The organism is Micromonospora sp. URMC 107, from assembly GCF_051386315.1.
GTDB lineage: Bacteria > Actinomycetota > Actinomycetes > Mycobacteriales > Micromonosporaceae > Micromonospora.
In genome coordinates this window covers 1-22025 of sequence record NZ_JBPQTK010000070.1, presented here as the reverse complement: position 1 = coordinate 22025, position 22025 = coordinate 1, and the positions used below count along the sequence as shown (strand labels likewise).

Genomic DNA, 22025 nt, shown 5'->3' with positions numbered 1-22025 from the left:
GGTCAGCCGTCGAGCAGGTCGTCGACCGTGCCGTCGACGGGGCGACCCCGGGCCGCCAGCTCGTCGGCCTGGCGGGCCAGGACGGCGCCCACCTCGGTCATGTCCGCGCCCGCCAGGCCCGTCCGGCGCACCGCGTCGCCCGGGTCGCGGAAGTAGGTGCGGCTGAGCAGCCCGTTGACCGTCGCCGCCGCCAGCCGCGCCTCGCCGAGCATCAGCAGCGCCTGGTCGGTCTCGTACCACTCGGCCAGCCGGGCGGCCCGGGCGTGCGCCGCGCCGCCCCGGTACCAGGCCCGGCGGGCCGCCGTGCTGAACTCGGCCGGCCGGGCCCGGGCCAGCCGACCGAGGTGCTCGTCGCGGAGCGTGCGCAGCCAGCCGGTCGGGTCGTGCAGCGCCCGGGTGCTGACGTAGCGGTCGGCGGTCAACGGCCAGAGCGGGGAGATCACCCGGGCCTGGCGCAGGTAGTCGTCCGCGCCGGCCACGGTCAGGTCGACCAGCACGCCGTCGACCCGCCGGGTCGCCGGGGACGGCCCGCCGCCGGGCCGGTACGTCACCACCAGCAGCCCGACCTCGCCGTTGCCGCCGCCGTCGTCGTCGCCGTGGGCGAGCGGGCCGTGCACCGCGACCGCCAGCACGTCGGCCGGGAACCGGCGGCGCACGGCGTCGGCGACGCGCTCGGCCACCGCCCAGCGTGGATCGTCGCAGTGGGGTCCGCCGTCGGCGCCGGTCACCGCACCACCCTATTCGCGGGCGGTCGGCCCGCCCGGCACGCCGCGCCCGGTGGGCACCAGCCGGAAGACGAGGATCTCCCGGCCGCCGGCCCGCCGCGCGTACGCCCGGTAGGCGGGCCACTCGGTGACCAGCAGCGCCCAGAGGCGGTCCCGTTCGGCGCCGGTGGCGACCTGCGCGCGCACCGGGACGCGGCGGCCCTTGACGGCCACCTCGGCGGCGGGGTCGGCGCGCAGGTTCATCGCCCAGCCGGGCTGGTGGGCCTGGCCGAAGTTGGAGCCGACCACCACGTACGCGTCGCCGTCGGGCACGTAGAGCAGCGGGTTGCTGCGCGGCTTGCCGGAGCGGCGGCCGGTGGTCGTGATGACCAGCGACGGGATGAGCCCGAGCGCGACCACGCGCCCACGGGTGAGTCGCCCCACCAACCGGTCGGCGGGGACGAGCAGGCGGACGGCGGCGCCGAACCAGCGGTGGTGACCGACACGGCGGGTGAGGGCTCCCAGTACGGGCACGGCGACCAGTGTGCCCGCTCGCGGCCCGTCAGTCGAGACGTCGCTCGACCGGCAGCCGGGACCGGGTGAAGAGGCCCGCGCCGAGCATCGCGACCAGCGGCACCACCACCAGGACGCCCAGCGTGGTCCACGGGACCACCACGGGGTACGGCTCCGCGACCGGCCACAGGCCGGCGTACCGGCGGTTGAGGGCGGTCAGGATGATCGTCGCGGAGCCGAGGCCGGCGACGATGCCGAGCACGGAGCCCAGCACGGCGATCACCCCGGACTGGCAGAGCGAGAGCAGCCGGCGCAGCCCCGGGCCGGCGCCGACCGCCGCGAGGGTGGACAGGTCCGCCCGCCCCTCGGCCGCGGCCAGCCCGGTGGCGATGCCGGCGGCGCCCACGGTCACCACCCCGGCCGCGGCGGCCAGCAGGAGCAGCAGCGGCCGTCCCGTGTCCGCCAGGGCACCCCGCTCGATCTCCACCTGCGCGCCGAGCGGGCGCACGGCGGCGACGAACCGGTCCTGCCGGTCCTCGTCGGGCACGCCGTCGGCGGTGATCGCCCAGCCGAGCGGGCGGACGGTCAGCCCGAGCCGCTCGGCGGCCGGCCGGGAGAGCAGCAGCCGGTGCGCGCCCAGCCCGGTGGGCAGCGGATACCCGGCGACGGTGGTGGTGGCCGGGGTGTCCGGCCGGGCCTGCCCCGGGCGGGTCACCCTGACCTCGACCCGCCCGTCCACCACGTAGCGCGGATCGGTCACCACCGCGCCGCCGGCCCGCAGCACGGCGGTGGCCGCGGCGACGTCGGCGGGGGCGGCGCCGGTGAGCACCGGCAGCGCCGTGCCGTCGTCGACCACCACGTGGAAGTACCCGCCGAGGTGCTCCTCCGGTCCCGCGCAGCGGGCGTCCGCGCGGGCCTGCCGCTGCTGTGCCGGGCTCAGCCGGTCGCCGGGCATCCACGGGCAGGCGCGCTCGGCCGGCAACACCGGCGAGACCACGCACGACTCGGTCTCCTGGCCGCACCCGGGCTCCGCGAGCGGTGCCACGGCCCGTACCCCCAGGTGGGCGCGGGCCGCCTCGGCGACCCGGGGCAGGGCGGGCGGCTCGTTCGGGCCGTGGCTGGTCACCAGCACGGTGCCGGACGGCAGGGCGGGCCGGTACATCGTGGCCGACCTGGCGTCGTCGCTGGCCAGGTACACGCCGATGGCGACGCTCCCGGCGACGGCCGCCATCACGGCGGAGATCGCGGGCGCGGTGGACGACCGGTTGCGGCTGGCGTCGCGCAGGGCGATCCGGGGCGCCAGCGGCAGCGACCGCCCGAGTCGGGCGAGCAGGCCGACCAGCGTCGGGGTGGCGAAGACCAGCCCCAGTTCGCCGAGGACCAGGCCGGCGAGGATCACCGCCGGCGCCGTTCGGGCCGCCCCCGCCGCGGCCACCGCCGCCCCGCCGACGGCCAGGGCCACTCCCGCCGTGAGCCAGCGCCGCCGGTGCGCGGGCGGGGTGCGCCGGCCGGCCAGCCCCGCCACCACGTCCTGCCGGGCGGCCGTCCAGGCCGGGGCCAGCGCGGCCAGGACCCCGGCCAGCACCGCGACGGCCGCGATCGCCGCGAGGGCCTCCGGCCAGCAGCGGTACGCGCCGAAGCGCGCGCCGTAGAGGTGCTGCTCCACCAGCGGACGGCCGGCGAACGCGGCGGCGACGCCCAGCGTGACCCCGACGGCGGCGCCGAGGGCGCCCAGCACCACGCCGTCGGCCAGCACGATCCGGCGCAGGTGGGCGTCGTCCCCGCCGGCCACCGCCACCAGCGCGAGGTCCCGCCGTCGCCGCCGTACGCCGACCGCGAACGCCGGCCCGACGAGCAGCACCACCTCCAGCAGCCCCAGCCCGCCGACGAGCACGGAGACGCTCATCCCCTCCACGTCCATCGAGGAAAAGCTGCCCGGTGCGAACGTGACGGTGTCCGACGCCGGGGCGGGGGTGCGGGCGTGGACCCGGATGCCGTGCCCGTTGAGCCGGCGGAACAGTCCCTCGTCGACGGCACCGGGCAGGTCGACCAGCCAGCTCGTGTCCGGCTCGGTCTCCATCCGCCCTTCCGACGGGTGCAGCGTCACCAGCGCGCCCAGGTCGTCGGGGTACTCGGCCACCCCGACCACCCGCCAGGAGCGGGCGCCGTCGCCGGAGGTGACGGCGCCGCCGAGGCGGACGTCGAGGCGGCGCAGGGCCGCCGGGCTGACCGCGATCTCGTCCGGCCCGGCCGGCGCCCGCCCCGAGTGGAACCGGACCAGCCCCCGCCCGAGCGGGTCGGCGAGGTCCACGGCGCGTCCCGCGACCGTGTCGTCGATCCGCTCGCCGACCCGGGCGTCGAACGGCACCCAGCGGCGCAGCGGGACCACCCGACTCCCGGCCGGCAGCAGGGCGGTCACCTGCTCGGCGGTGACGACCCCGGCCGGGGGCGCGTCCTCCCGGTCGGCCTGCCAGGCGTCGCCCCAGGCGCTCTGCACGATCGGGTGCCGCGCCACCCAGCTCAGCTCCGCGTCGGCCGCGCCGAGCTGGCGGTCGGTCCGCTCGGCGGGAGTCAGCTCGGACATCCGCCAGCTCACCGCGGTGAAGGTCAGCGCCAGCACCGGCAGCGTGATCATCGCCAGCACCAGCGCCGTACGCCCGCGGGCCCGCCGGGCCTCCCGCCGGGCGATCCGCAGCGCGGCCCACCAGGAGCCGGTCGCCCGGGCGAGTCGACCGCTCCGGCCCGGGCTCACCGACCGCTGCCGCTCAACAGCTGCTCCACGCTGCCCAGCGGGGCCGTCGTGTCGACCAGCACCCCGTCGCGCAGGAAGACCACCCGGTCGGCCCACGCGGCGTGCCGCGCCTCGTGGGTCACCAGCACGGCGGCGGCCCCGGCGTCGACCCGCCGGCGCAGCAGGTGCAGCACCGCCTCGCCGGTCTGCGAGTCCAGCGCGCCGGTCGGTTCGTCGGCGAGCACCAGCCGGCGCTCGCCGACGAGTGCGCGGGCGATCGCCACCCGCTGCTGCTGCCCGCCCGAGAGCTGGTCGGGGAACCGGTCGCCCAGCTCGGTCAGGCCCACCTCGGCCAGCGCCTCCAGCGCCAGCCGGCGGGCCCGCCGCACGCCCGTCCCGTCGAGTTCGAGGGGGAGGGCGACGTTCTCCACGGCGCTGAGGCTGCCGAGCAGGTTGAGGTCCTGGAAGACGTAGCCGATCCGGCGGCGCCGCACCTGGGCCAGCCGCCGCCGGTCCAGCGCGCCGAGCGGCTGTCCCTCCACGTGGACCTCGCCCGCGGTCGGGCCGTCCAACCCGCCGGCCAGGGCGAGCAGGGTCGACTTGCCCGAGCCGGACGGTCCCATCACGGCGACGAGTTCCCCCGCGTGGACGGCGAGGCTCACCCCGCGCAGCGCGTGCACGGCCGCCGCGCCGGCGCCGTGGGTGCGATGCACGTCACGCACGTCGAGCACGGGCGTGGTCGGGCCCCCGCCCGCCGGCCCGTTCCCCGTGCTCACCGTCGCGCCTCCTCGTCCGCCCGGTCCACCGCCTCGGCGGGCGTCGGCGGGACGCGGCCGGGCTCCGCCGGACGGTAGCGCACGAGGCTGGTCTCGCAGTGGTCCAGCCAGCGCACCTCGGCCTCGGCCTGGAAGACCATGGCGTCGAGCACCAGCCGCCACGGCAGGTCCTCGGGGCGGTCGCTGGCGTACTTCAACCGGGTCAACTCCTGCAACGCCCGCATGGTCGCGCTGCGTTGGGTCTGCACCACCGACCGGACGTCCACCCCGGGGGTGGTCAGCGCGAGGGCCAGCTTGATCGCCAGCTCGTCCCGGGGCCGGTCGTTGCGACTGATCGGGGTGGCGAACCACAGGGCCAGGTCCGCCCGCCCGGCGTCGGTGATCTCGTACGGGCGCTGCCCCGCCTCGCTCTCGGGCAGCGACCGGACCAGCCCGTCCCGCTCCAGGCGGGACAGGGTGGTGTAGACCTGCCCGATGTTCAGCGGCCAGGTCGAGCCGGTCGACTCCTCGAACGCGGCGCGGAGCTGGTAGCCGTACATCTGGCCGCGTTCGAGCAGGGCGAGCAGCCCGTGACGGATGGACATGGCAACGGAGTATGCATACCTGGTATGCGACCCGCAACCGGAGCGGGGTCGGCGGGCCGACCGGTCAGGCGGGTCGGCCGGGGAACGGCACCGTCAGCGGGGTGATCCCGGCCGCCCGCCGCCAGCGGGTGGCCCGCAGGGCGTACTCGACCAGGGCGGCCAGGGCCCGGTCCCGGTCGGCGCCGGTGGTGGCCGGCACCGCCGCCCGCCAGAACGCGGCCGTGCGCTCCTCCACCTCGACGGCCAGCCGCAGCGCGCTCGCCTGGTCGGTGACCGGGAACGGCAGCGTGTAGCCGGCCCGGTCCGGCGGGACGCTCCCGCCACCTGCGCTCAGCCGCACGATCAGGTCGTCGCGGCGGCGCCGGTGCGCGCCCTCGGCCTCCCGCGCGGCGGTCCGGGCGGCGCCGCTGAGGCGTACCCCGATGGGCCCGTACGCCCAGATCGCGGCGTACTCGGCGGCGAGCGCCGCGGCGAGCGCCCCGGCCGGCCCGGACGGTGTCGGTGCGGTCACTTCAGCGCCTCCACGTGCGTGGCCCGGGCGGCGGCGATCGAGGCGAGCAGCGCGGCCCGCTCGGCCGGCGCCGCCGCGCAGGCCCTGGTCGCGGCCTCGCGGCCGGCGCGTTCGCCCTCGCGCAGCGCGGCCCGCGCCGCCGCCGGGTCGCCCGGCGCGGCGGGCGTGGCCGTGGCGGAGCCCGAGGGTGGCGCGACGCCGATGACCCGGGCCAGTTCGGCCGCGTGCGCGCGGTGCGCCTCGGCGATCGGGGTGAGCAGGTTGGCGAGCGTGGGGTGCGCGGCGGCGGCGGCCTGGTGCCCGGCGGCGAGCCGGAGCGACTCGTCGAGCAGCGGCGTGAGCGGGTCGGGCCCGGGGGTGGGGTCGTCGTCGCGGTCGAGGAGACCGCAGCCGGTCAGCGGCGTGGCCGCCCCGCCGAGCGCCAGGAGCGCCCCGGCGCGCAGCACGTTTCGCCGGGAATGCCCGGTTGTTTCGCCGCGTCGTGTCGTTCTGCCCGTCGCCACCGGACAAGTCAACACCATCACCGGCCGTACGTGGGTCACCGGCGTCGGTGCGCCGCCCGGCCCGGCGCCCGGCAGGCGCGTTACGCTCTGCGCAGCCACCGGCGCGTCAGCTCCGGTGGCGTGCCGGCATGGCGGCCGACCGGGTGCCGTCGATCAGCAGGAGGGTGCGGAGATGACGCAGCGTGGCCGTGCCACGAGGTCGACGGGTCCGGCGGGGAGGCCCCGACGCGCCGACGCCCCACGGGGCGGGGAGCGTGCCGGCGGCCCGCGCGGCGACCTCGCCGCCCGGCGGGCCCGGCTGCGTGAGGTGATCGAGCCGGTGGTCACCGCCGCCGGCTACGACCTCGAGGAGCTCTCCGTCTCCCGCGCCGGCCGGCGGCACGTGGTGCGGGTGATCGTGGACGCCGACGGCGGGATCAGGCTGGATGCCGTCGCCGAGGTCTCCCGGGCCGTCTCCGCGGCCCTCGACGCGGCCGAGGAGGCCGGGGGCGACATCGTCGCCGGGGAGTACCAGCTGGAGGTCAGCTCCCCCGGCGTGGACCGGCCGCTCACCCTGCCCCGGCACTGGCGGCGGAACGTCGGCCGGCTGGTGAAGGTGACCGCCCGCGGCGCGGGCGCCCTGCCCGCCGAGCAGCCCGCCGGCGACCGGCAGGTCACCGGCCGGGTGGTGGAGGCCGACGACGAGCGCGTGGTGCTGGAGACCGACGCCGGCCGCGCCACCTGGACGTACGCAGAGCTCGGCCCCGGCCGGGTGCAGGTCGAGTTCCACCGCCTCGAGGAGATCGACGAGACGGACGAACCCGACGACATGGACGACACCGACGACGACTTCGACGACGAAGATGATGTGGAGGACGAGGAGAGGTGAACATCGACCTCGCGGCGCTGCGCGCACTCGAGCGCGAGCGGGAGATCCCGTTCGACACGATCCTCGCGGCGATCGAGACCGCGCTGCTGACCGCGTACCGGCACACCGAGGGGGCGGAGTCGCACGCCCGGGTGGAGATCGACCGCAAGTCCGGCGCGGCCCTGGTCTACGCCCAGGAGCTGGACGACGACGGCACCGTGGTGCGGGAGTGGGACGACACCCCGCACGACTTCGGCCGGATCGCCGCCATGACCGCCAAGCAGGTGATCCTCCAGCGGCTGCGGGAGGCCACCGACGAGGTGCACTTCGGCGAGTACGTGGGCCGCGACGGTGACCTGGTCACCGGCGTCGTGCAGGCCCACGAGGCGCGCAGCGAGAAGGGCATCGTCAGCGTCGACCTCGGCAAGCTGGAGGGCGTCCTGCCCCAGTCCGAGCAGGTGCCCGGCGAGCGCTACGCGCACGGCGAGCGGATCCGCTGCGTGGTGGTGCACGTGGCCAAGGGGATGCGCGGGCCGCAGATCACCCTCTCCCGGTCCCACCCGGCGCTGGTCAAGAAGCTCTTCGCGCTCGAGGTGCCGGAGATCGCCGACGGCACGGTGGAGATCGGCGCGATCGCACGTGAGGCGGGTCACCGTACGAAGATCGCGGTCCGCTCCACCACCCAGGGCGTGAACGCCAAGGGCGCCTGCATCGGGCCGATGGGGCAGCGGGTCCGCGCGGTGATGAGCGAGCTGCACGGCGAGAAGATCGACATCATCGACTGGTCGGACGACCCGGCGACGTTCGTCGGCAACGCCCTGTCGCCGGCCAAGGCCCTGCGGGTCGAGGTGGTCGACCTCGCCAGCCGCACCGCCAGGGTCACCGTGCCGGACTTCCAGCTCTCCCTCGCCATCGGCCGGGAGGGGCAGAACGCCCGACTTGCTGCCCGGTTGACCGGTTGGCGGATCGACATCCGGTCCGACGCCGAGCAGTCCGGCCCCGCCGGCCGGGGCGGGGCTGATCACGTCCCGGAGCCGGGCGGCGCGATCTCGGGCGCCTAGGGGTAGACTTTCTCCAGTGGTACGACGCGCGCTGCCGGAGCGCACCTGTGTGGGTTGCCGGCGACGTGCGCCGGCCAGCGAATTGCTGCGGATCGTCGCGGTCGGCGACGAGGCTGGTCACAGCCTTCGGCCCGATCCGGCCCGCAGGCTGCCGGGTCGGGGAGCGAACATGCACCCGGATCCGGCCTGCTTCGCGCAAGCGGTGCGGCGACGCGCTTTCGGGCGTGCGTTGCGCATCACCGGGGTCCCCGACCATGGTGAGCTCGCGGAGCACGTCGATGCGCCAACCACTACGTCCGGTCAGCCCGACCGGGCGAGGGTCGCTAGCAGGGTAGGACGACCGACATGAGCACACGATGAAGTCCCTGAAATGACCAGGCTTCAAGTGCACGAGTGAGGTCGCTGCGGGTGCTGCCCGCACGACCTCGGAGTGAGGAGTGCAGTGGCAGGTAAGGCCCGCGTACACGAGCTTGCAAAAGAGCTCGGGGTCGAAAGCAAGACCGTTCTCGCCAAGCTCAAGGAGATGGGCGAGTTCGTGAAGTCCGCGTCCAGCACCGTCGAGGCGCCCGTCGCCCGACGGCTGCGCAGCGCGTTCGTCGCCTCCGCCGGCTCGCCGGCACCGGCCGCCCCACCGGCGGCCGCCCCGGCGCCGACCCCGACCCCGACGCCCTCTCCGGCCCCCGGTGGGCCCCGGGTCTCGGCCAAGCCGATGCCGCCCCGGCGGCCGGCCGCGCCGACGCCCGGTCCGAAGCCCAAGGGCCCGGTGCCCGGTCCGCCGCAGCCCGCGGCCCCGGTCGCCAAGCCGGCGAGTGCCCACGACATCGAGGTGGCGGCCGCCGAGGCGCGTGCCGCCGCGCTGAAGGCCGAGCAGGAGGCCGCGGTCAAGGCCGCCCAGGCCGCTCGGCAGCAGCAGCGTGAGAACGTCCGCCGGGAGCCCCCGGCGGACGGTGGCAACCGTCCCGGTCCCCGACCGGGTCCGGGTGCCATGCCGCCCCGCCCGGGTTCCCCGGCCGCCGGTCGTCCCGGCGCGCCGACGCCGGGCCCGGGTGGTCGTCCGGGCGGGCGTCCGCCGGCGCGCGGCGCCGGTAACAACCCGTTCGGCATCCAGGGCAGCCAGCAGCAGCAGCGGCCCCCGGCCGCCGGTGCTGGTGGTCCCCGGCCCAGCCCGGCCGGCATGCCGCCGCGCCCCAGCCCGGCCTCCATGCCGCCCCGTCCGAGCCCGGCCTCCATGCCGAGCCAGCGTCCCGCTACCGGTCGCCCCGGCCCCGGTGGCGCCGGTCGCGGTCCCGGTGGCGGCGCGGGTCGTCCCGGTGGCGGCGGCGGTGGCGGTGGCTTCCGCGGCGGTCCCGGTGGCGGCGGCGGTGGCGGTGGCTTCCGCGGCGGTCCCGGTGGCGGCGCCGGCGGTGGCGGTGGCTACCGTGGCGGCCCCGGTGGCGGCGGCGGCGCTCCGGGCGGCGGTTTCCGTCCGGGTGCCCCGGCCGGCGGCGGTGGTCGTCCGGGCGGTGGCGGTCGTGGTCGTGGCGGCGGCGCCGCGGGTGCCTTCGGGCGTCCGGGTGGCCGGCCGACGCGTGGCCGCAAGTCCAAGAAGCAGCGCAGACAGGAGTTCGACAACCTGTCGGCTCCGACCATGAGCTCGGGTGCCCCCCGGGGTCAGGGTCAGGTCGTCAGGCTCTCCCGTGGCGCCTCGCTGTCGGACTTCGCCGACAGGATCAACGCCAACCCGGGTTCGCTGGTCCAGGAGATGTTCAACCTGGGCGAGATGGTCACGGCGACCCAGTCGTGCTCCGACGAGACCCTGCTGCTGCTGGGTGAGCACCTCGGCTTCGACGTGCAGATCGTCAGCCCGGAGGACGAGGACCGCGAGCTGCTCGCGCAGTTCAACATCGACCTCGACGCCGAGATCGCGGAGGACCGCCTGGTCAGCCGTGCGCCGGTCGTGACCGTCATGGGTCACGTCGACCACGGTAAGACCAAGCTGCTCGACGCGATCCGCAAGGCGAACGTCGTGGCCGGCGAGGCGGGTGGCATCACCCAGCACATCGGTGCCTACCAGGTCCACGTGCCGCACGAGGGCGAGGACCGCGCGGTGACCTTCATCGACACCCCGGGTCACGAGGCGTTCACCGCCATGCGTGCCCGTGGTGCCCAGGTCACCGACATCGTGGTGCTGGTCGTCGCGGCCGACGACGGCGTCATGCCGCAGACGATCGAGGCGTTGAACCACGCCAAGGCGGCCGACGTGCCGATCGTGGTGGCGGTCAACAAGGTCGACAAGCCCGAGGCGAACCCGGACAAGGTCCGCCAGCAGCTGACCGAGTACGGCCTGGTCGCCGAGGAGTACGGCGGCGACACCATGTTCGTCAACGTGGCGGCGAAGCCGGGCATCGGCATCGACGAGCTGCTCGAGGCGGTCCTGCTGACCGCCGACGCGTCGCTGGAGCTGACCGCTCCGATCGACGGGCCGGCGCAGGGTGTGGCCATCGAGGCGCACCTGGACAAGGGCCGCGGTGCGGTGGCGACGGTGCTGGTGCAGAAGGGCACCCTGCGGGCGGGCGACTCCATCGTCGCCGGTGGGGCGCACGGCCGGGTCCGGGCGATGCTCGACGAGAACGGCAACCAGGTCGCCGAGGCGGGTCCGGCGCGTCCGGTGCTGGTCCTCGGTCTGACCGCGGTGCCGGGTGCCGGTGACACGTTCCTCGCCGCGGCGGACGACCGCACGGTGCGGCAGATCGCCGAGCAGCGGCAGGCACGGCGGCGGGCGGCGTCCTTCGCCAACTCCCGCGGCCGGGCGACTCTCGAGACGCTCATGGAGCAGCTCAAGGAGGGCGAGAAGACCTCGCTCAACCTGGTGCTCAAGGGCGACGTCTCCGGTTCCGTGGAGGCCCTCGAGGACGCGCTGTTCAACCTCGACATCCCGGAGGAGGTCCAGCTCAGGATCATCCACCGGGGCGTGGGTGCGATCACCGAGAGCGACGTCATGCTCGCGAGCGCCTCGTCCGAGCCGGTCACGATCATCGGCTTCAACGTGCGGGCCGCCAACAAGGTCCGCGAGATCGCCGACCGCGAGGCTGTGGAGATCCGGTACTACACCGTGATCTACCAGGCCATCGAGGAGATCGAGGCGGCGCTCAAGGGCCTGCTCAAGCCGGAGTACGAGGAGGTCGCGCTGGGCACCGCGGAGATCCGCGACGTCTTCCGCTCGTCCAAGATCGGCAACATCTCCGGCTGCATCGTCCGGTCGGGCATCATCCGGCGCAACGCCAAGGCTCGCCTGCTGCGGGACGGGGCGGTGGTGGCGGACAACCTCACCGTCAGCTCGCTCAAGCGGTTCAAGGACGACGCCACGGAGGTGCGCGAGGGCTTCGAGTGTGGTCTGACCCTGGGCGGTTACAACAACGTCCAGGTCGGCGACATCATCGAGACCTTCGAGATGCGGGAGAAGGTTCGCGCCTGATCCGCTGAACCACTGATCGGGGGGTTTACGCCGAAAGGCGTAAACCCCTTGATCATGTGGGGGTCAGTGCGGGTATCGTCCGGGGCGATGTTCACCGGAACCGCGGTCTTCGACCTGCTGCTGCCGGGCGACTCCCGGTCGCTCAAGGCCAAGAGATCATACGTACGGCCGATCGTCGCGGCGTTGCGCCGCTTCGAGGTCTCGGCCGCCGAAGTGGGAGCGCTCGACCTGCACGGTCGGGCCGAGATAGCCGTGGCCGTGGTGGCCGCCGAGGCGTCGCACGTCCGCGAGGTGCTGGACTCCTGCGAGCGCCTGGTGGCCGGCCGGCCGGAGACCGAGTTGCTCTCGGTGCGCCGGCGGCTGTACGGCGAAGAGGACTGACCCGGCGGCGCCCGTCCGCCGGAGGCCGGTACGCAGCCGGCGCCGCGCGACGCGGGTGGCCGCGCGGGTAGTGTTCGAGTTTGTTGGGCCGTCGGCTCCGGGGCGCTCCGCGTCGCCCGGACGGCGGTCGGGAGCGGGACGCCGTGGAGGTGGCGAAGATGTCGGATCCGGCCAAGGTACGCCGGCACGCGGAGCGGGTGCGTGAACTGGTCGCGTCGGTGGTGCGCAGCCAGATCAAGGACCCCCGGCTCGGCATGATCACGATCACCGACGCCCGGATCACCGCCGACCTGCGCGACGCCACCGTCTTCTACACGGTGCTCGGCGACGCGGCGGCCCAGGCGGGCACGGCGGCGGCGCTGGAGAGCGCCAAGGGCATGCTGCGCAGCACCGTCGGCAAGGCGCTCGGGCTGCGGCACTCGCCGACGCTGACCTTCGTCCTGGACGACGTGCAGGACCAGGTCAAGCACATCGACGACCTGCTCGCCCAGGCCCGCAACGCCGACGCCGAGGTGCAGCGCCTCGCCGCCCGGGCCGAGTACGCGGGCGAGCCGCAGCCGTACCGGCTGGACGAGGACGAGGACGGCGAGGCGCGCGACGAGGACGGCGACGAGGACGAGGACGAGACCCCGCCCCGGGGCGGGGACCCGCGGTGACGCAGCCCTCCGGCGGACCGGCCGGTGGCGCCCTCGCCGAGGCGACGCCACCGGCCGACTCCGGCCCGACCGAGGCGGAGTGGGCCGCCGGCGTCGCGGCCGTGCGGGACCTGCCGCCGGACGGGCGGGTGCTGCTGATCTGCCACGTCAACCCGGACGGGGACGCGCTGGGCAGCATGCTCGGCTTCGGGCTCGGGCTGCGTCGGCTGGGTGTGCGGCGGATGCAGGCGACCTTCCCCGGCCCGCCGGAGGTGCCGGAGCCGTTCCGGGGCCTGCCCGGGCTCGACCTGCTGGTGCCGGCGGCCGAGGCATACCCGGACCCGGACCTGGTCATCTGCTTCGACGCGGCCAGCGAGTCGCGGCTCGGCGAGCTGGTCGACCGGCTGGAGACCGCCGGCGCCGCGCTGGTGCTCGATCACCACGCGTCGAACACCCGCTTCGGCCGGACCAACCTGGTGGACCCGCACGCGGCGGCCACCTCGGTGGTCGCCGAAGGGTTGCTCGCCCGGCTCGGTGTCCCGCTGGACGCCGGGATCGCGGAGTGCCTCTACGTCGCCCTGAGCACCGACACCGGCTCGTTCCGGTTCGAGGCGACCACCCCGGCGGTGCACCAGTTGGCGGCCCGCCTGCTGGCGACCGGCATCCGGCCCGGTGACATCTCCCGGCGGATCTTCGACACCCGGCCGTTCGGCGCCGTCCGCCTCTTCGGCGAGGTGCTCGGCCGGGCCCGCCTGGAGCCCGCCGCAGCCGCCGGGCACGGTCTGGTGTGGACGTACGCGACCCAGGACGACCTGGCCCGGCACGACCAGCGTGCGTACGTGCTGGAGGCGCTGATCGACTCGGTCCGGTGCACCGCCGAGGCCGACGTCAGCTGCGTGGTCAAGCAGACGTCGACCGGCGACTGGGCGGTGTCGATGCGCAGCAAGGGCGCGGTGGACGTCAGCCGCGTGGCGGTCGCGCTGGGCGGCGGTGGGCACCGCTTCGCCGCCGGCTTCACCGGTTCGGGGACGGTCGACGAGGTCGTCGACCGGATCCGCGCGGAGCTCGACGGCGCGCTGACCGGCCCCGGCCGGCACTGATCCGCAAGGGCCGGGCGCGGGAAGATCAGGGTGAGCTCGGGGAGTGTCCGTCTTCCCGGTTCCGGCCGGTACGGGGAGAATCGCGGGATGGAACAGCCCCACGACCTCACCGTCGAGGCGCCCCGCGCCTGGGACCGTCCCGCCGTCACCGTGCCGGTGCTCGTCTGCCTCTCGCTGGTCGGCGGCCGGTTCCCGTCCTTCTCGACCGAGGCCAATCTCTGGACCCTCGGCACCGGCGGGGTGCTGATCTGGCTGGGCCTGAGCAACCGGGTTCCCCGGCGGCCCGCCCCACGCCGGTTGGGCGCCCCGGCGGCCTGGTGGGCCCTGCCGGTGGTGGTCTTCGGGGTCTTCGAGGGGACCACGTTCGTGCTGGCGGCGGGAGACGACTTTCCCACCTTCTCGCGGCTGGCCGATCCGCTGCTGGAGGACCACCTGGTCCGCTCGGCGGCCTGGATGGGCTGGCTGTCGGCGTTCTGGGGGTTGGTGCGGCGATGATGCGGACCTTGGCCATCGGTGGCTTCCTGGCCTCCCTGCTGCTCTTCGCCGCCGTCGAGTGGGCGGCCCGTCGCGAGGGCTCCCGGATCCCCACGCTCGGCGAGGTCTGCGCCTACGTGATGCGCTACGAGGTGGGTCCGGTGCCGGTCGGCCGGATCGGCGTGTTCGGCTTCTGGTGGTGGCTGGGCTGGCACTTCCTGGCCCGCTGACCGGGCGCCCCGCCTTCCCCGTGGAGCCGTGCCGCGCGCCGGCCCGGACGCGAACGTGAGTCCAAATCGCGGGAACAGCGGGCAGTATGTGGAACTGAACGATAGCTTGGGAATCGGCCGGCGTCGTGTGGCGGCGCGGGCCGTGGGCGGTGTCGCCACACCCGGCGGCGCCTCCCTCCAGGGTCGGACCGACCCGGGCTTCCGCTGCCCACAGCCGCTCCGGTGATCCCGGACCGCTGCCGGCGCTCAGCACCACCGCCCGTGAGGGCTGCCGCCCGTCGGCGGCCCACGCCCTGGAAGGGGACCACCATGCCGAGCAAGCCCAAGCCGCAGACCACCGACGAGGCCCGCGAGCAGATGCGTCGCGCGCTGCAGACGTCCATGGACACCCGTCAGTGACCAACGCCGACCGGCGGTGACGCCGCCGGCGTCCCGCGTCGGCAGCGTCACCGCCCACCCCGGCCCCGCGCCGACAGCGTCAACACCCACCCGGGTCCGGGTCCGGGTCGCGAGCGTCCGCCGACCTCGCCGCCGGAGCGGCTTTCCGCCCGGACCGCCGGACCGCCACGGTCCCGGCATGCGCCGGGCTCCCGTCGTCGATGGCGCGGGCGCCGGTAGGAGCACCCCCTCCCCGCGCCGACCTGCTGGTCCTCCGCGACCACGCCCGCGGCTGCCCAGCGCCGTCGCCCCGCACGCGGCGGCGCTGCCGGTGGTCCGGTTCCGCAGCCGCGCCGAGGCGCGCCGCTGGCTCGACTGCCCGGCCCGGGCGTCCGCGTCTCCCGCTCCAGGCCGTCGCCCGAGACCTCACCGCCGAGCAGGGCGACCTGCTCGGCGAGCACGTCTCAGCCACGCCCCGGCCACCGCCACGCGCAATGCCGAGGCACGCCGGGGCGGCTCTCCGCTAGGGTTCGGGCATGAGGTCGTTCCGGGGCGTTCTGCCCCCGCCGCGCTCCTGACCGGAGCGCCACGCCACCGGCCCGCCTTCCCCTGCGGGACGGCCGCCGGTCCACTCGCAGGGCGGCTCGCCTGAGCGGCGACCCCCGCAGGACCCGGGTGGAAACGCCCGCCGCCTCTCCGTCGTGCGTGCGCTCCGACTGACGTAACCCTGTCAGCGGCCCGATCCTGCCTGGAGCGCACCCGTGACCCGATCGTCTTCTCTCCCGCCGTCCACGTCCCCGTCCACCCCGCGTCGCCCCCGTCCCGCGCCGAGCGTCGGCGCCCGCCGGGGGCTGCTCCACGTCACCGGCGCCGCCGTGCTCTGGGGCACCACCGGTGTCGCGGTGCACCTCGTCCGCGAGTCCACGACGCTCACCCCGACAAGCGTGGGCTTCTACCGCCTCGCCATCGGCGCGGTGGTGCTGGTCGCCCTGGTGGCGCACCGGCTGGGCCCGGTGCTCGCGGCGCTGCGGTCGCAACCGGTGGCCCTCGTCCTGATCGGGCTCGGGCTCGGGGGCTACCAGGCGCTGTACTTCCTCGCCGTCGCGGCGGGCGGCGTCGGGGTGGCCACCGTGGTCAGCCTGGGCCTCGCCCCCGTCCTCATCTTCGGGTGGGAGTCCCTGCGCGCGCGCCGGCTGCCCGGGCGGACCATGCTGGGCGCCCTGGTGGCCGGCGTCGCCGGCCTCGTGCTGATCACGGTGTCGGTCGGGGAGCCGGGCGCGACGGCGCCGCGCCCGCTGCTCGGCCTGCTCGCGGCGTTCGGCTCCGGCGTCGGCTACGCCGCCAGCACCGTGCTGAGCCGGCACGCCGCGCAGCGCGTCGCGCCGATGACGCTCACCACCGTCTCCGCCGTCGTCGGCGCGTTGGCGTTGGCCCCGATCGCGCTGGCCGAGGGGATCGGCGTCCCGGCCCGGCTCGCGCCGATCGGCCTGCTGGTCCACCTCGGGGTGGTCACCACGGCGGTGGCGTACGCCCTGTTCTACGCCGGGCTGCGCACCACCACCGGCAGCGCCGCCGCGCTGTCCACCCTGGCGGAGCCGCTCACCGCCGTGCTGCTGGCGGCCTGGCTGGTCGGGGAGTCGCTGCCCGGGCCGGTGCTCGTCGGGGGAGTGCTCCTGCTCGGCGCCGTGAGCGTCGTCCACCTGACTCCGGGCAGGCCGACTCCCGGTAAGTGATCGTCTTCCTTGCGATCCTTACCGAGCCGTGCCAGGATCGGCGGCGATGAGCCAATCCGTCGCCCTCGGACCCCGGGCCGCCACGCCCCGCCGGATCGCCGCGCTGGCCCTGCCGGCGCTGGTGGTGCTGGCCGCCGAACCGATCTACGTGCTCGTGGACACGGCGGTGGTGGGGCACCTCGGTCGGGTGCCGCTGGCCGCCCTCGCCGTCGGCGGGACGGTGCTGACGCTGATCGCCTGGCTCGGCACCGTCGTCGCGTACGGCACCACGGGGCGGTCGGCCCGACGGTTCGGGGCGGGCGACCGGGCGTCCGCCGTCGCCGAGGGCGTCCAGTCGTCCTGGCTGGCCCTCGCGGTGGGGGTGCTGGTCGCGCTCGGCATGCAGGTCGGCGCCGGAGCGTTGGCGCGTATCCTCGCCGGAGGCTCGGGGGAGGTGGCCGACGCCGCCGCGCAGTGGCTGCGGGTCGCGGCGCTCGGCGCGCCCGGCCTGCTGCTCGCCGCCGCCGGCAACGGCTGGCTGCGCGGCGTGCAGGAGATGCGTCGTCCGCTGGTGTTCGTGCTCGGCCCGAACCTGCTCTCCGCCGTGCTCTGCCCGCTGCTGGTCTATCCGGCCGGGCTGGGCCTGGTCGGCTCCGCCGTGGCCAACGTGGTCGCCCAGACCATCTGCGGGGCGCTCTTCGCCGGGGCGCTGGTCGCCGAACGGGTGTCGCTGCGGCCCCGGCCCCGGCTGATCGGGCAGCAGTTGGCGCTCAGCCGGGATCTGCTGATCCGGGGCGTCGCGTTCCAGGCCAGCTTCCTCTCCGCCACCGCCGTCGCCGCCCGCTTCGGGGCCGCCGCCGTCGGCGCGCACCAGATCGCCCTGCAACTGTGGTTCTTCACCGCCCTGGTGCTCGACGCGCTCGCCATCGCCGCCCAGTCGCTGGTCGGGGCCGCCCTCGGGGCCGGCGACGACGCGGCGGCCCGGGATCTCGCCCGCCGGATCGGGCTGCTCGGCGGCGCCTGCGGCGTGGCGTTCGCCGTGCTCATCGCCGCCGGCGCCGGCGTGCTCCCCGGCCTCTTCAGCTCCGACCCGGAGGTACGCGACCAGGCCATGCTCGCCTGGCCGTGGTTCGTGGCGATGCAGCCGCTGGCCGGTGTGGTGTTCGCCCTCGACGGGGTGCTGATCGGCGCCGGCGACGTCCGCTACCTGCGCAACCTCACCCTCGTGGCCGCCCTCGGCGGCTTCCTGCCGGCGATCTGGCTGGCGTACGGGCTCGACCTCGGGCTCGGCGGCATCTGGGCGGGGCTCACGCTGTTCGTGGTGGTCCGGCTGGTCGCGCTGCTGCTGCGGCTACGCTCCGGGGGCTGGGCCGTGGTCGGCGCGGTCCGCTGAGCCTCAGCACCTCGAGGTGGTCGTCATCGGAGCGGCCAGGTCGAAGAAGTCGCCCGGATCACCGCCCGGCACGCGAGGGCCGTGCAGGTCCGGCAGCCACTGCATCACGTTCAGCCAGCCGTCGCGCAGCCAGGCGCAGTCGGCGTTCCAGGTGACGGCCCTCGCCGAGGCCAGCCAGAGCCCTCGGGACGACGCCGGAACGTCCTTCGGGTGAGGCACCTGCCAGACCACCCGGTCGCGGACTGCCACCAGGCCGGCGCCGGCCGGTGCCCGGCGCATCACGTCGAACGGGTACGCCCAGACGAACTCGGTGGTCACCTCCAGCAGGCGGACCCCGGCCACCGTCCTGGCGCGGTAGCTGATCCGTCCCTGCGCGCGGATGTCGTACTCCCAGTCCGCCCGGGATTCCATCCTTGTGGCGACGTGCAGGAAGCGGGCGTTGTCGAAGTACGGCCGCATCTCCGCGCGGGAGTCCGGCGCCAGCAGGCCGAGGAAGGGTTCGATGTCGCCGACCAGCATCGCGGTCTCCAGCCGGCTCTCGATGAGCGCCTTCCGTACCGAGTCGAGCGCGGCCCGCACCTGGATCTTGTCGAACGGGCCCTGGGCGGTGACCGCCGGCAGGACGATCGCCTCCTCCCGATGGGCGAAGGACGCCGCCGGGGTACCGGCGAAGAGATCGCGTGGAGTGCCGACGGCGCTGGTCGGCTCGGGCGACGCGCTCGGCGTCGGCGCGGCGGTCGCGGCCCGAAGCCCGTCGCCCACCCGCACGACCATCCATCCGCCCGCGCCGAGCATCAGAAGCGCGAGCGCGAGCGCGACACCGACCGTGAGCGGGCCGTTGTGTCTGGCCCAGAAGAAGCGCATCCTGTCCAGCCCGGCCGGCTGGTGCTCGGCCCCCATCGACTGCATCCAATCGGGCAGGCTGACCTGCTCCACTTCGGCGAATGCGACATCCCGTCGGCCCTCGACGCCATTGGCGGGAGGTGGCTGGTCGGCGGCCAGTGTCGCGCCGACGGGCGGCGTCAAGGCAGCCGGGGGGAGTTGTCCGGCCGGTTGGTGCCGGTCGGCCGGCGGTACTCGACCGGCGGGCTCGGAGCCGGCGGTACGCGGATCGGTGTGCATCGTGTCCCGTCAGATCGTGTCGCGCAGGCTCAGGTACAGCCAGTAGAAGAACCATCCGACCAGGGCGATCGTCCCTGTCACGGTGGCGAGGAACACGACCACCGTGATCACCGGGCGGGACTCGGTCCGCTGGGTGGGGTCATGCCGCCGCCACAGCGACCGGCGGGCGGCGCGCAGCACCGGCAGCCGATCGAGGAGTTCCGCGGCGATGCGGCCGGGAGTCCGTCGTGGCGGCGTGGGGTTACGCATCCACTCCGGCAGGTCGACGCGGGCGCGGTGTTCATGGGCGGGCGACGTCCCGGTGGGCTCTGGTGCCGCCACGGCCGGTGGTCTCGTGGGCTCAGGCTGCGGCCGGGCTGCCTGTCCGAGGTGCTCGGAGCTGGTGCTCATGGGTCATCCAGGGGTGGGTACGCGGAGGGGGCGAGCGATCTTCGCACCTGCCAGGCGACGGCGTGCTCCCGCCCGATCCCGGAGGCGGAAAACTGCCCGACTGGTCTAGGAGCGACCGACCGGACGTACGGCGGCGGCGGGGCGTCCGGCCCGGTCTGGCAGGCTTGGGTGTCGTGAGCACAGACGGTCTGATCGTGGTCGACAAGCCCGGCGGCATGACGTCGCACGACGTGGTGGCGCGGATCCGCCGGTTGGCGCGGACCCGTCGGGTGGGGCACGGCGGCACCCTCGACCCGATGGCGACGGGCGTCCTGGTGATCGGGGTCGGGCGGGCCACCCGCCTGCTCACCTACGTGATCGGCGCGGGCAAGAGCTACACCGCCACCGTCCGGCTCGGCCAGGCCACCGTCACCGACGACGCCGAGGGCGACGTGATCGCCACCACCCCGGCCGGCCAGGTCACCGACGAGGCGATCCGCTCGGCCCTGGCCGCGCTGACCGGCGAGATCGACCAGGTGCCGAGCGCGGTCAGCGCCATCAAGATCGACGGGCAGCGGGCGTACAAGCGGGTGCGCGAGGGCGAGAGCGTCGAACTGCCCGCCCGCCGGGTCACCGTGTCCCGGCTGGAACTGCTGGCGGTACGCCGGGACGCGCCGGACGTCGTGGACGTGGACATCGACGTGACCTGCTCCTCCGGCACGTACATCCGGGCGCTCGCCCGGGACGCGGGCCTGGCACTCGGGGTCGGCGGCCACCTGACGGCGCTGCGCCGTACCGCCGTCGGCAGCTTCGCCCTCGCGGAGGCCGCCACCCTCGACGAGCTGGCGGAGCGCGCCCCCGAGGTGGTGAACCTGCCGCTGGCCGCGGCGGCCGAGCGGTTCTTCCCGCGCCGCGCCGCCGGCGCCGACGAGGCGAAGGTCCTCTCCCACGGCGGGCCGCTCGACCCGGCGGGAATATCCGGCCCCTACGCGGTCTTCGGCCCGGACGGCGGGCTGATCGCTATCGTCAGCGAGCGGGACGGCCGGGCCCGCGCGGAGATCGTGTTCGCCCCCGCCTGACGGGGGCGCAGGTGCGGCGGCCGGCGCGGGCCGCCGGAGAGGCAGGGGAGGAGCGGCATGCAGCGGTGGCGGGGGTACGACGCGGCGCCCGGTGGCTGGGGGCGGTCGGTCGTCACCATCGGCGTCTTCGACGGAGTGCACAAGGGACACCAGGCGACCATCGGGCACGCCGTGTCCCGGGCTCGCGAGCTGGGCGTGCAGTCGGTGGTGGTCACCTTCGACCCGCACCCGGCTGAGGTGGTGCGCCCCGGCTCGCACCCGGCGGTGCTCACCGAGACCGCCCGCAAGGCCGAGCTGATCGAGGCGCTCGGCGTGGACGTGCTCTGCGTGGTGCCGTTCACTCCGGAGTTCTCCCGGCTGCCCGCCGAGGCGTTCGTGCACGACATCCTGGTCGAGCACCTGCACGCCGCCCTGGTCGTGGTGGGGGACAACTTCCGCTTCGGGCACAAGGCCGCCGGCGACGTGGCGCTGCTGGAGCGGCTCGGCCGCACCTTCGGCTTCGCCGTGGAGGGGGCCCCGCTGGTCGCCGAGGCGGGCACGGTCTACTCCTCCACGTACATCCGCTCCTGCGTCGACGCGGGGGACGTGGCGGCGGCGGCCGCCGCGCTCGGCCGCCCGCACCGGGTGGAGGGTGTGGTGGTCCGCGGCGACCAGCGCGGCCGCGAGCTGGGCTTCCCCACCGCCAACCTGCTCTGCCACCGGTACGCGGCGGTGCCCGCCGACGGCGTCTACGCCGCGCGGCTGGTGCGCCGGGGCCACGCCGATCCGCTGGCGGCGGCGGTGTCCGTGGGCACCAACCCGACATTCTCCGGCCGGGAGCGGCGGGTGGAGGCGTACGTGCTCGACTTCACCGGCGACCTCTACGGCGAGCGGCTGGCGCTGGACTTCGTGGCGCACCTGCGCGGGCAGATCCGCTACGACGCGATCGAGCCGCTGATCGCCCAGATGAACCAGGACGTCGAGCGGACCCGGCGCGTGCTCGACTGACCGCGTCGCGGCCCTTGACAGGCCGCCGCCCGGCAGGGCTGGTAGTCTGGCGGGGACGTCGGCTGACCGACGTGGGGCCTCGCGTGCCTGCACGACGCCGCGGGTGCGAGGTACCGGTCCGTTTCCGGTCCACAGACCGATCCGACGGACACCATCGAACAACCCACGAAACAGGGAGAACATGGCGCTCGACCAGGAAGCCAAGGCCAAGATCCGCGCGGAGTACGCGACCGCCGACGGCGACACCGGTTCGCCGGAGGTGCAGGTCGCGGTCCTCACCAAGCGGATCGCCGAGCTGACGGAGCACCTGAAGGTGCACAAGCACGACCACCACAGCCGCCGTGGGCTGCTGCTGCTGGTCGGCCGCCGCCGTCGGCTGCTCAACTACGTCCAGAAGAAGGACATCAACCGCTACCGGTCGCTCATCGAGCGGCTCGGTCTGCGCCGGTGACGTGACGGGGGAGCGGCCCGCCCCGGCCGC

23 protein-coding genes are annotated in these 22025 nt (G+C 75.4%); 14 read left to right on the top strand and 9 right to left on the bottom strand.

What is annotated here, in order from left to right:
* Positions 1 to 2: 2 nt before the first annotated feature.
* From ACSNN9_RS17270 to ACSNN9_RS17240, 7 genes are all read right to left on the bottom strand, one after another.
* Complete coding sequence (locus ACSNN9_RS17270; RefSeq protein WP_436674320.1) at positions 3 to 728, bottom strand: nucleotidyltransferase domain-containing protein; 726 nt, start codon at positions 726 to 728, stop codon at positions 3 to 5.
* A 9-nt stretch (positions 729 to 737) separates the two neighbouring features.
* Positions 738 to 1238, bottom strand: coding sequence for a nitroreductase/quinone reductase family protein (locus ACSNN9_RS17265; RefSeq protein WP_436674318.1), 501 nt, complete (start codon positions 1236 to 1238; stop codon positions 738 to 740).
* Between the two features lie 28 nt (positions 1239 to 1266).
* Positions 1267 to 3969, bottom strand: a complete 2703-nt coding sequence (locus ACSNN9_RS17260) for an FtsX-like permease family protein (protein ID WP_436674316.1) — start codon at positions 3967 to 3969, stop codon at positions 1267 to 1269.
* Positions 3966 to 4724: an ABC transporter ATP-binding protein gene (locus ACSNN9_RS17255; protein WP_436674314.1), complete on the bottom strand. Its 759-nt coding sequence runs from the start codon at positions 4722 to 4724 to the stop codon at positions 3966 to 3968. The genes ACSNN9_RS17260 and ACSNN9_RS17255 overlap by 4 nt, the downstream gene beginning before the upstream one ends.
* Positions 4721 to 5308: a PadR family transcriptional regulator gene (locus ACSNN9_RS17250; RefSeq protein WP_436674312.1), complete on the bottom strand. Its 588-nt coding sequence runs from the start codon at positions 5306 to 5308 to the stop codon at positions 4721 to 4723. The genes ACSNN9_RS17255 and ACSNN9_RS17250 overlap by 4 nt, the downstream gene beginning before the upstream one ends.
* A 64-nt stretch (positions 5309 to 5372) precedes the next feature.
* Positions 5373 to 5819, bottom strand: a complete 447-nt coding sequence (locus tag ACSNN9_RS17245) for a ferritin-like domain-containing protein (RefSeq protein ID WP_436674310.1) — start codon at positions 5817 to 5819, stop codon at positions 5373 to 5375.
* The gene (locus ACSNN9_RS17240) at positions 5816 to 6265 is read right to left on the bottom strand and encodes a hypothetical protein (protein WP_436674309.1); all 450 of its coding nucleotides are present in this window, start codon (positions 6263 to 6265) and stop codon (positions 5816 to 5818) included. Before ACSNN9_RS17240 ends, ACSNN9_RS17245 begins: the two co-directional genes overlap by 4 nt.
* 229 nt (positions 6266 to 6494) lie before the next feature.
* Here ACSNN9_RS17240 and rimP point away from each other — a divergent pair, with 229 nt between their 5' ends.
* The 11 genes from rimP (at position 6495) to ACSNN9_RS17185 (ending at position 17987) form a co-directional block, all read left to right on the top strand.
* Entirely contained in the window at positions 6495 to 7190 is a 696-nt protein-coding gene (gene rimP / locus ACSNN9_RS17235) for a ribosome maturation factor RimP (RefSeq protein WP_436674307.1), read from the top strand.
* Complete coding sequence (gene nusA / locus ACSNN9_RS17230) at positions 7187 to 8230, top strand: transcription termination factor NusA (RefSeq protein ID WP_436674306.1); 1044 nt, start codon at positions 7187 to 7189, stop codon at positions 8228 to 8230. The genes rimP and nusA overlap by 4 nt, the downstream gene beginning before the upstream one ends.
* Positions 8231 to 8246: 16 nt before the next feature.
* Positions 8247 to 8579 (top strand): YlxR family protein, encoded by a 333-nt coding sequence (locus tag ACSNN9_RS17225; RefSeq protein ID WP_091620735.1) that lies wholly within the window; start codon positions 8247 to 8249, stop codon positions 8577 to 8579.
* A 93-nt stretch (positions 8580 to 8672) separates the two neighbouring features.
* Positions 8673 to 11684, top strand: a complete 3012-nt coding sequence (gene infB, locus ACSNN9_RS17220; RefSeq protein ID WP_436674305.1) for a translation initiation factor IF-2 — start codon at positions 8673 to 8675, stop codon at positions 11682 to 11684.
* An 87-nt stretch (positions 11685 to 11771) separates the two neighbouring features.
* A complete protein-coding gene (locus tag ACSNN9_RS17215) occupies positions 11772 to 12065 on the top strand; it encodes a DUF503 domain-containing protein (protein WP_101414636.1) in 294 nt (97 codons plus the stop codon).
* A 158-nt stretch (positions 12066 to 12223) separates the two neighbouring features.
* Positions 12224 to 12721: a 30S ribosome-binding factor RbfA gene (gene rbfA / locus ACSNN9_RS17210; RefSeq protein ID WP_436674303.1), complete on the top strand. Its 498-nt coding sequence runs from the start codon at positions 12224 to 12226 to the stop codon at positions 12719 to 12721.
* Positions 12718 to 13800 (top strand): DHH family phosphoesterase, encoded by a 1083-nt coding sequence (locus tag ACSNN9_RS17205; protein WP_436674302.1) that lies wholly within the window; start codon positions 12718 to 12720, stop codon positions 13798 to 13800. Before rbfA ends, ACSNN9_RS17205 begins: the two co-directional genes overlap by 4 nt.
* 87 nt (positions 13801 to 13887) lie before the next feature.
* Complete coding sequence (locus ACSNN9_RS17200) at positions 13888 to 14295, top strand: hypothetical protein (RefSeq protein WP_436674301.1); 408 nt, start codon at positions 13888 to 13890, stop codon at positions 14293 to 14295.
* Entirely contained in the window at positions 14295 to 14504 is a 210-nt protein-coding gene (locus ACSNN9_RS17195; RefSeq protein WP_357872344.1) for a DUF6186 family protein, read from the top strand. The genes ACSNN9_RS17200 and ACSNN9_RS17195 overlap by 1 nt, the downstream gene beginning before the upstream one ends.
* A 1139-nt stretch (positions 14505 to 15643) precedes the next feature.
* On the top strand, positions 15644 to 16615 hold the full coding sequence (locus ACSNN9_RS17190) for a DMT family transporter (protein ID WP_436674299.1): 972 nt from the start codon (positions 15644 to 15646) through the stop codon (positions 16613 to 16615).
* 46 nt (positions 16616 to 16661) lie between these two features.
* Positions 16662 to 17987, top strand: coding sequence for an MATE family efflux transporter (locus tag ACSNN9_RS17185; protein ID WP_436674298.1), 1326 nt, complete (start codon positions 16662 to 16664; stop codon positions 17985 to 17987).
* 3 nt (positions 17988 to 17990) lie between these two features.
* On the opposite strand, the gene ACSNN9_RS17180 is transcribed toward ACSNN9_RS17185, so the two are convergent.
* Together ACSNN9_RS17180 and ACSNN9_RS17175 are read right to left on the bottom strand one after the other, a co-directional pair.
* Complete coding sequence (locus tag ACSNN9_RS17180; protein ID WP_436674296.1) at positions 17991 to 18923, bottom strand: hypothetical protein; 933 nt, start codon at positions 18921 to 18923, stop codon at positions 17991 to 17993.
* A 195-nt stretch (positions 18924 to 19118) separates the two neighbouring features.
* Positions 19119 to 19430, bottom strand: coding sequence for a hypothetical protein (locus ACSNN9_RS17175; RefSeq protein WP_436674294.1), 312 nt, complete (start codon positions 19428 to 19430; stop codon positions 19119 to 19121).
* 242 nt (positions 19431 to 19672) lie between these two features.
* Here ACSNN9_RS17175 and truB point away from each other — a divergent pair, with 242 nt between their 5' ends.
* The 3 genes from truB to rpsO all read left to right on the top strand — a co-directional run bounded on the left by truB (position 19673) and on the right by rpsO (position 21995).
* A complete protein-coding gene (truB, locus tag ACSNN9_RS17170) occupies positions 19673 to 20557 on the top strand; it encodes a tRNA pseudouridine(55) synthase TruB (RefSeq protein ID WP_436674293.1) in 885 nt (294 codons plus the stop codon).
* A gap of 57 nt (positions 20558 to 20614) precedes the next feature.
* Positions 20615 to 21544: a bifunctional riboflavin kinase/FAD synthetase gene (locus tag ACSNN9_RS17165; RefSeq protein ID WP_436674292.1), complete on the top strand. Its 930-nt coding sequence runs from the start codon at positions 20615 to 20617 to the stop codon at positions 21542 to 21544.
* A 181-nt stretch (positions 21545 to 21725) separates the two neighbouring features.
* The gene (gene rpsO, locus ACSNN9_RS17160) at positions 21726 to 21995 is read left to right on the top strand and encodes a 30S ribosomal protein S15 (RefSeq protein ID WP_121396038.1); all 270 of its coding nucleotides are present in this window, start codon (positions 21726 to 21728) and stop codon (positions 21993 to 21995) included.
* Positions 21996 to 22025 lie beyond the last annotated feature (30 nt).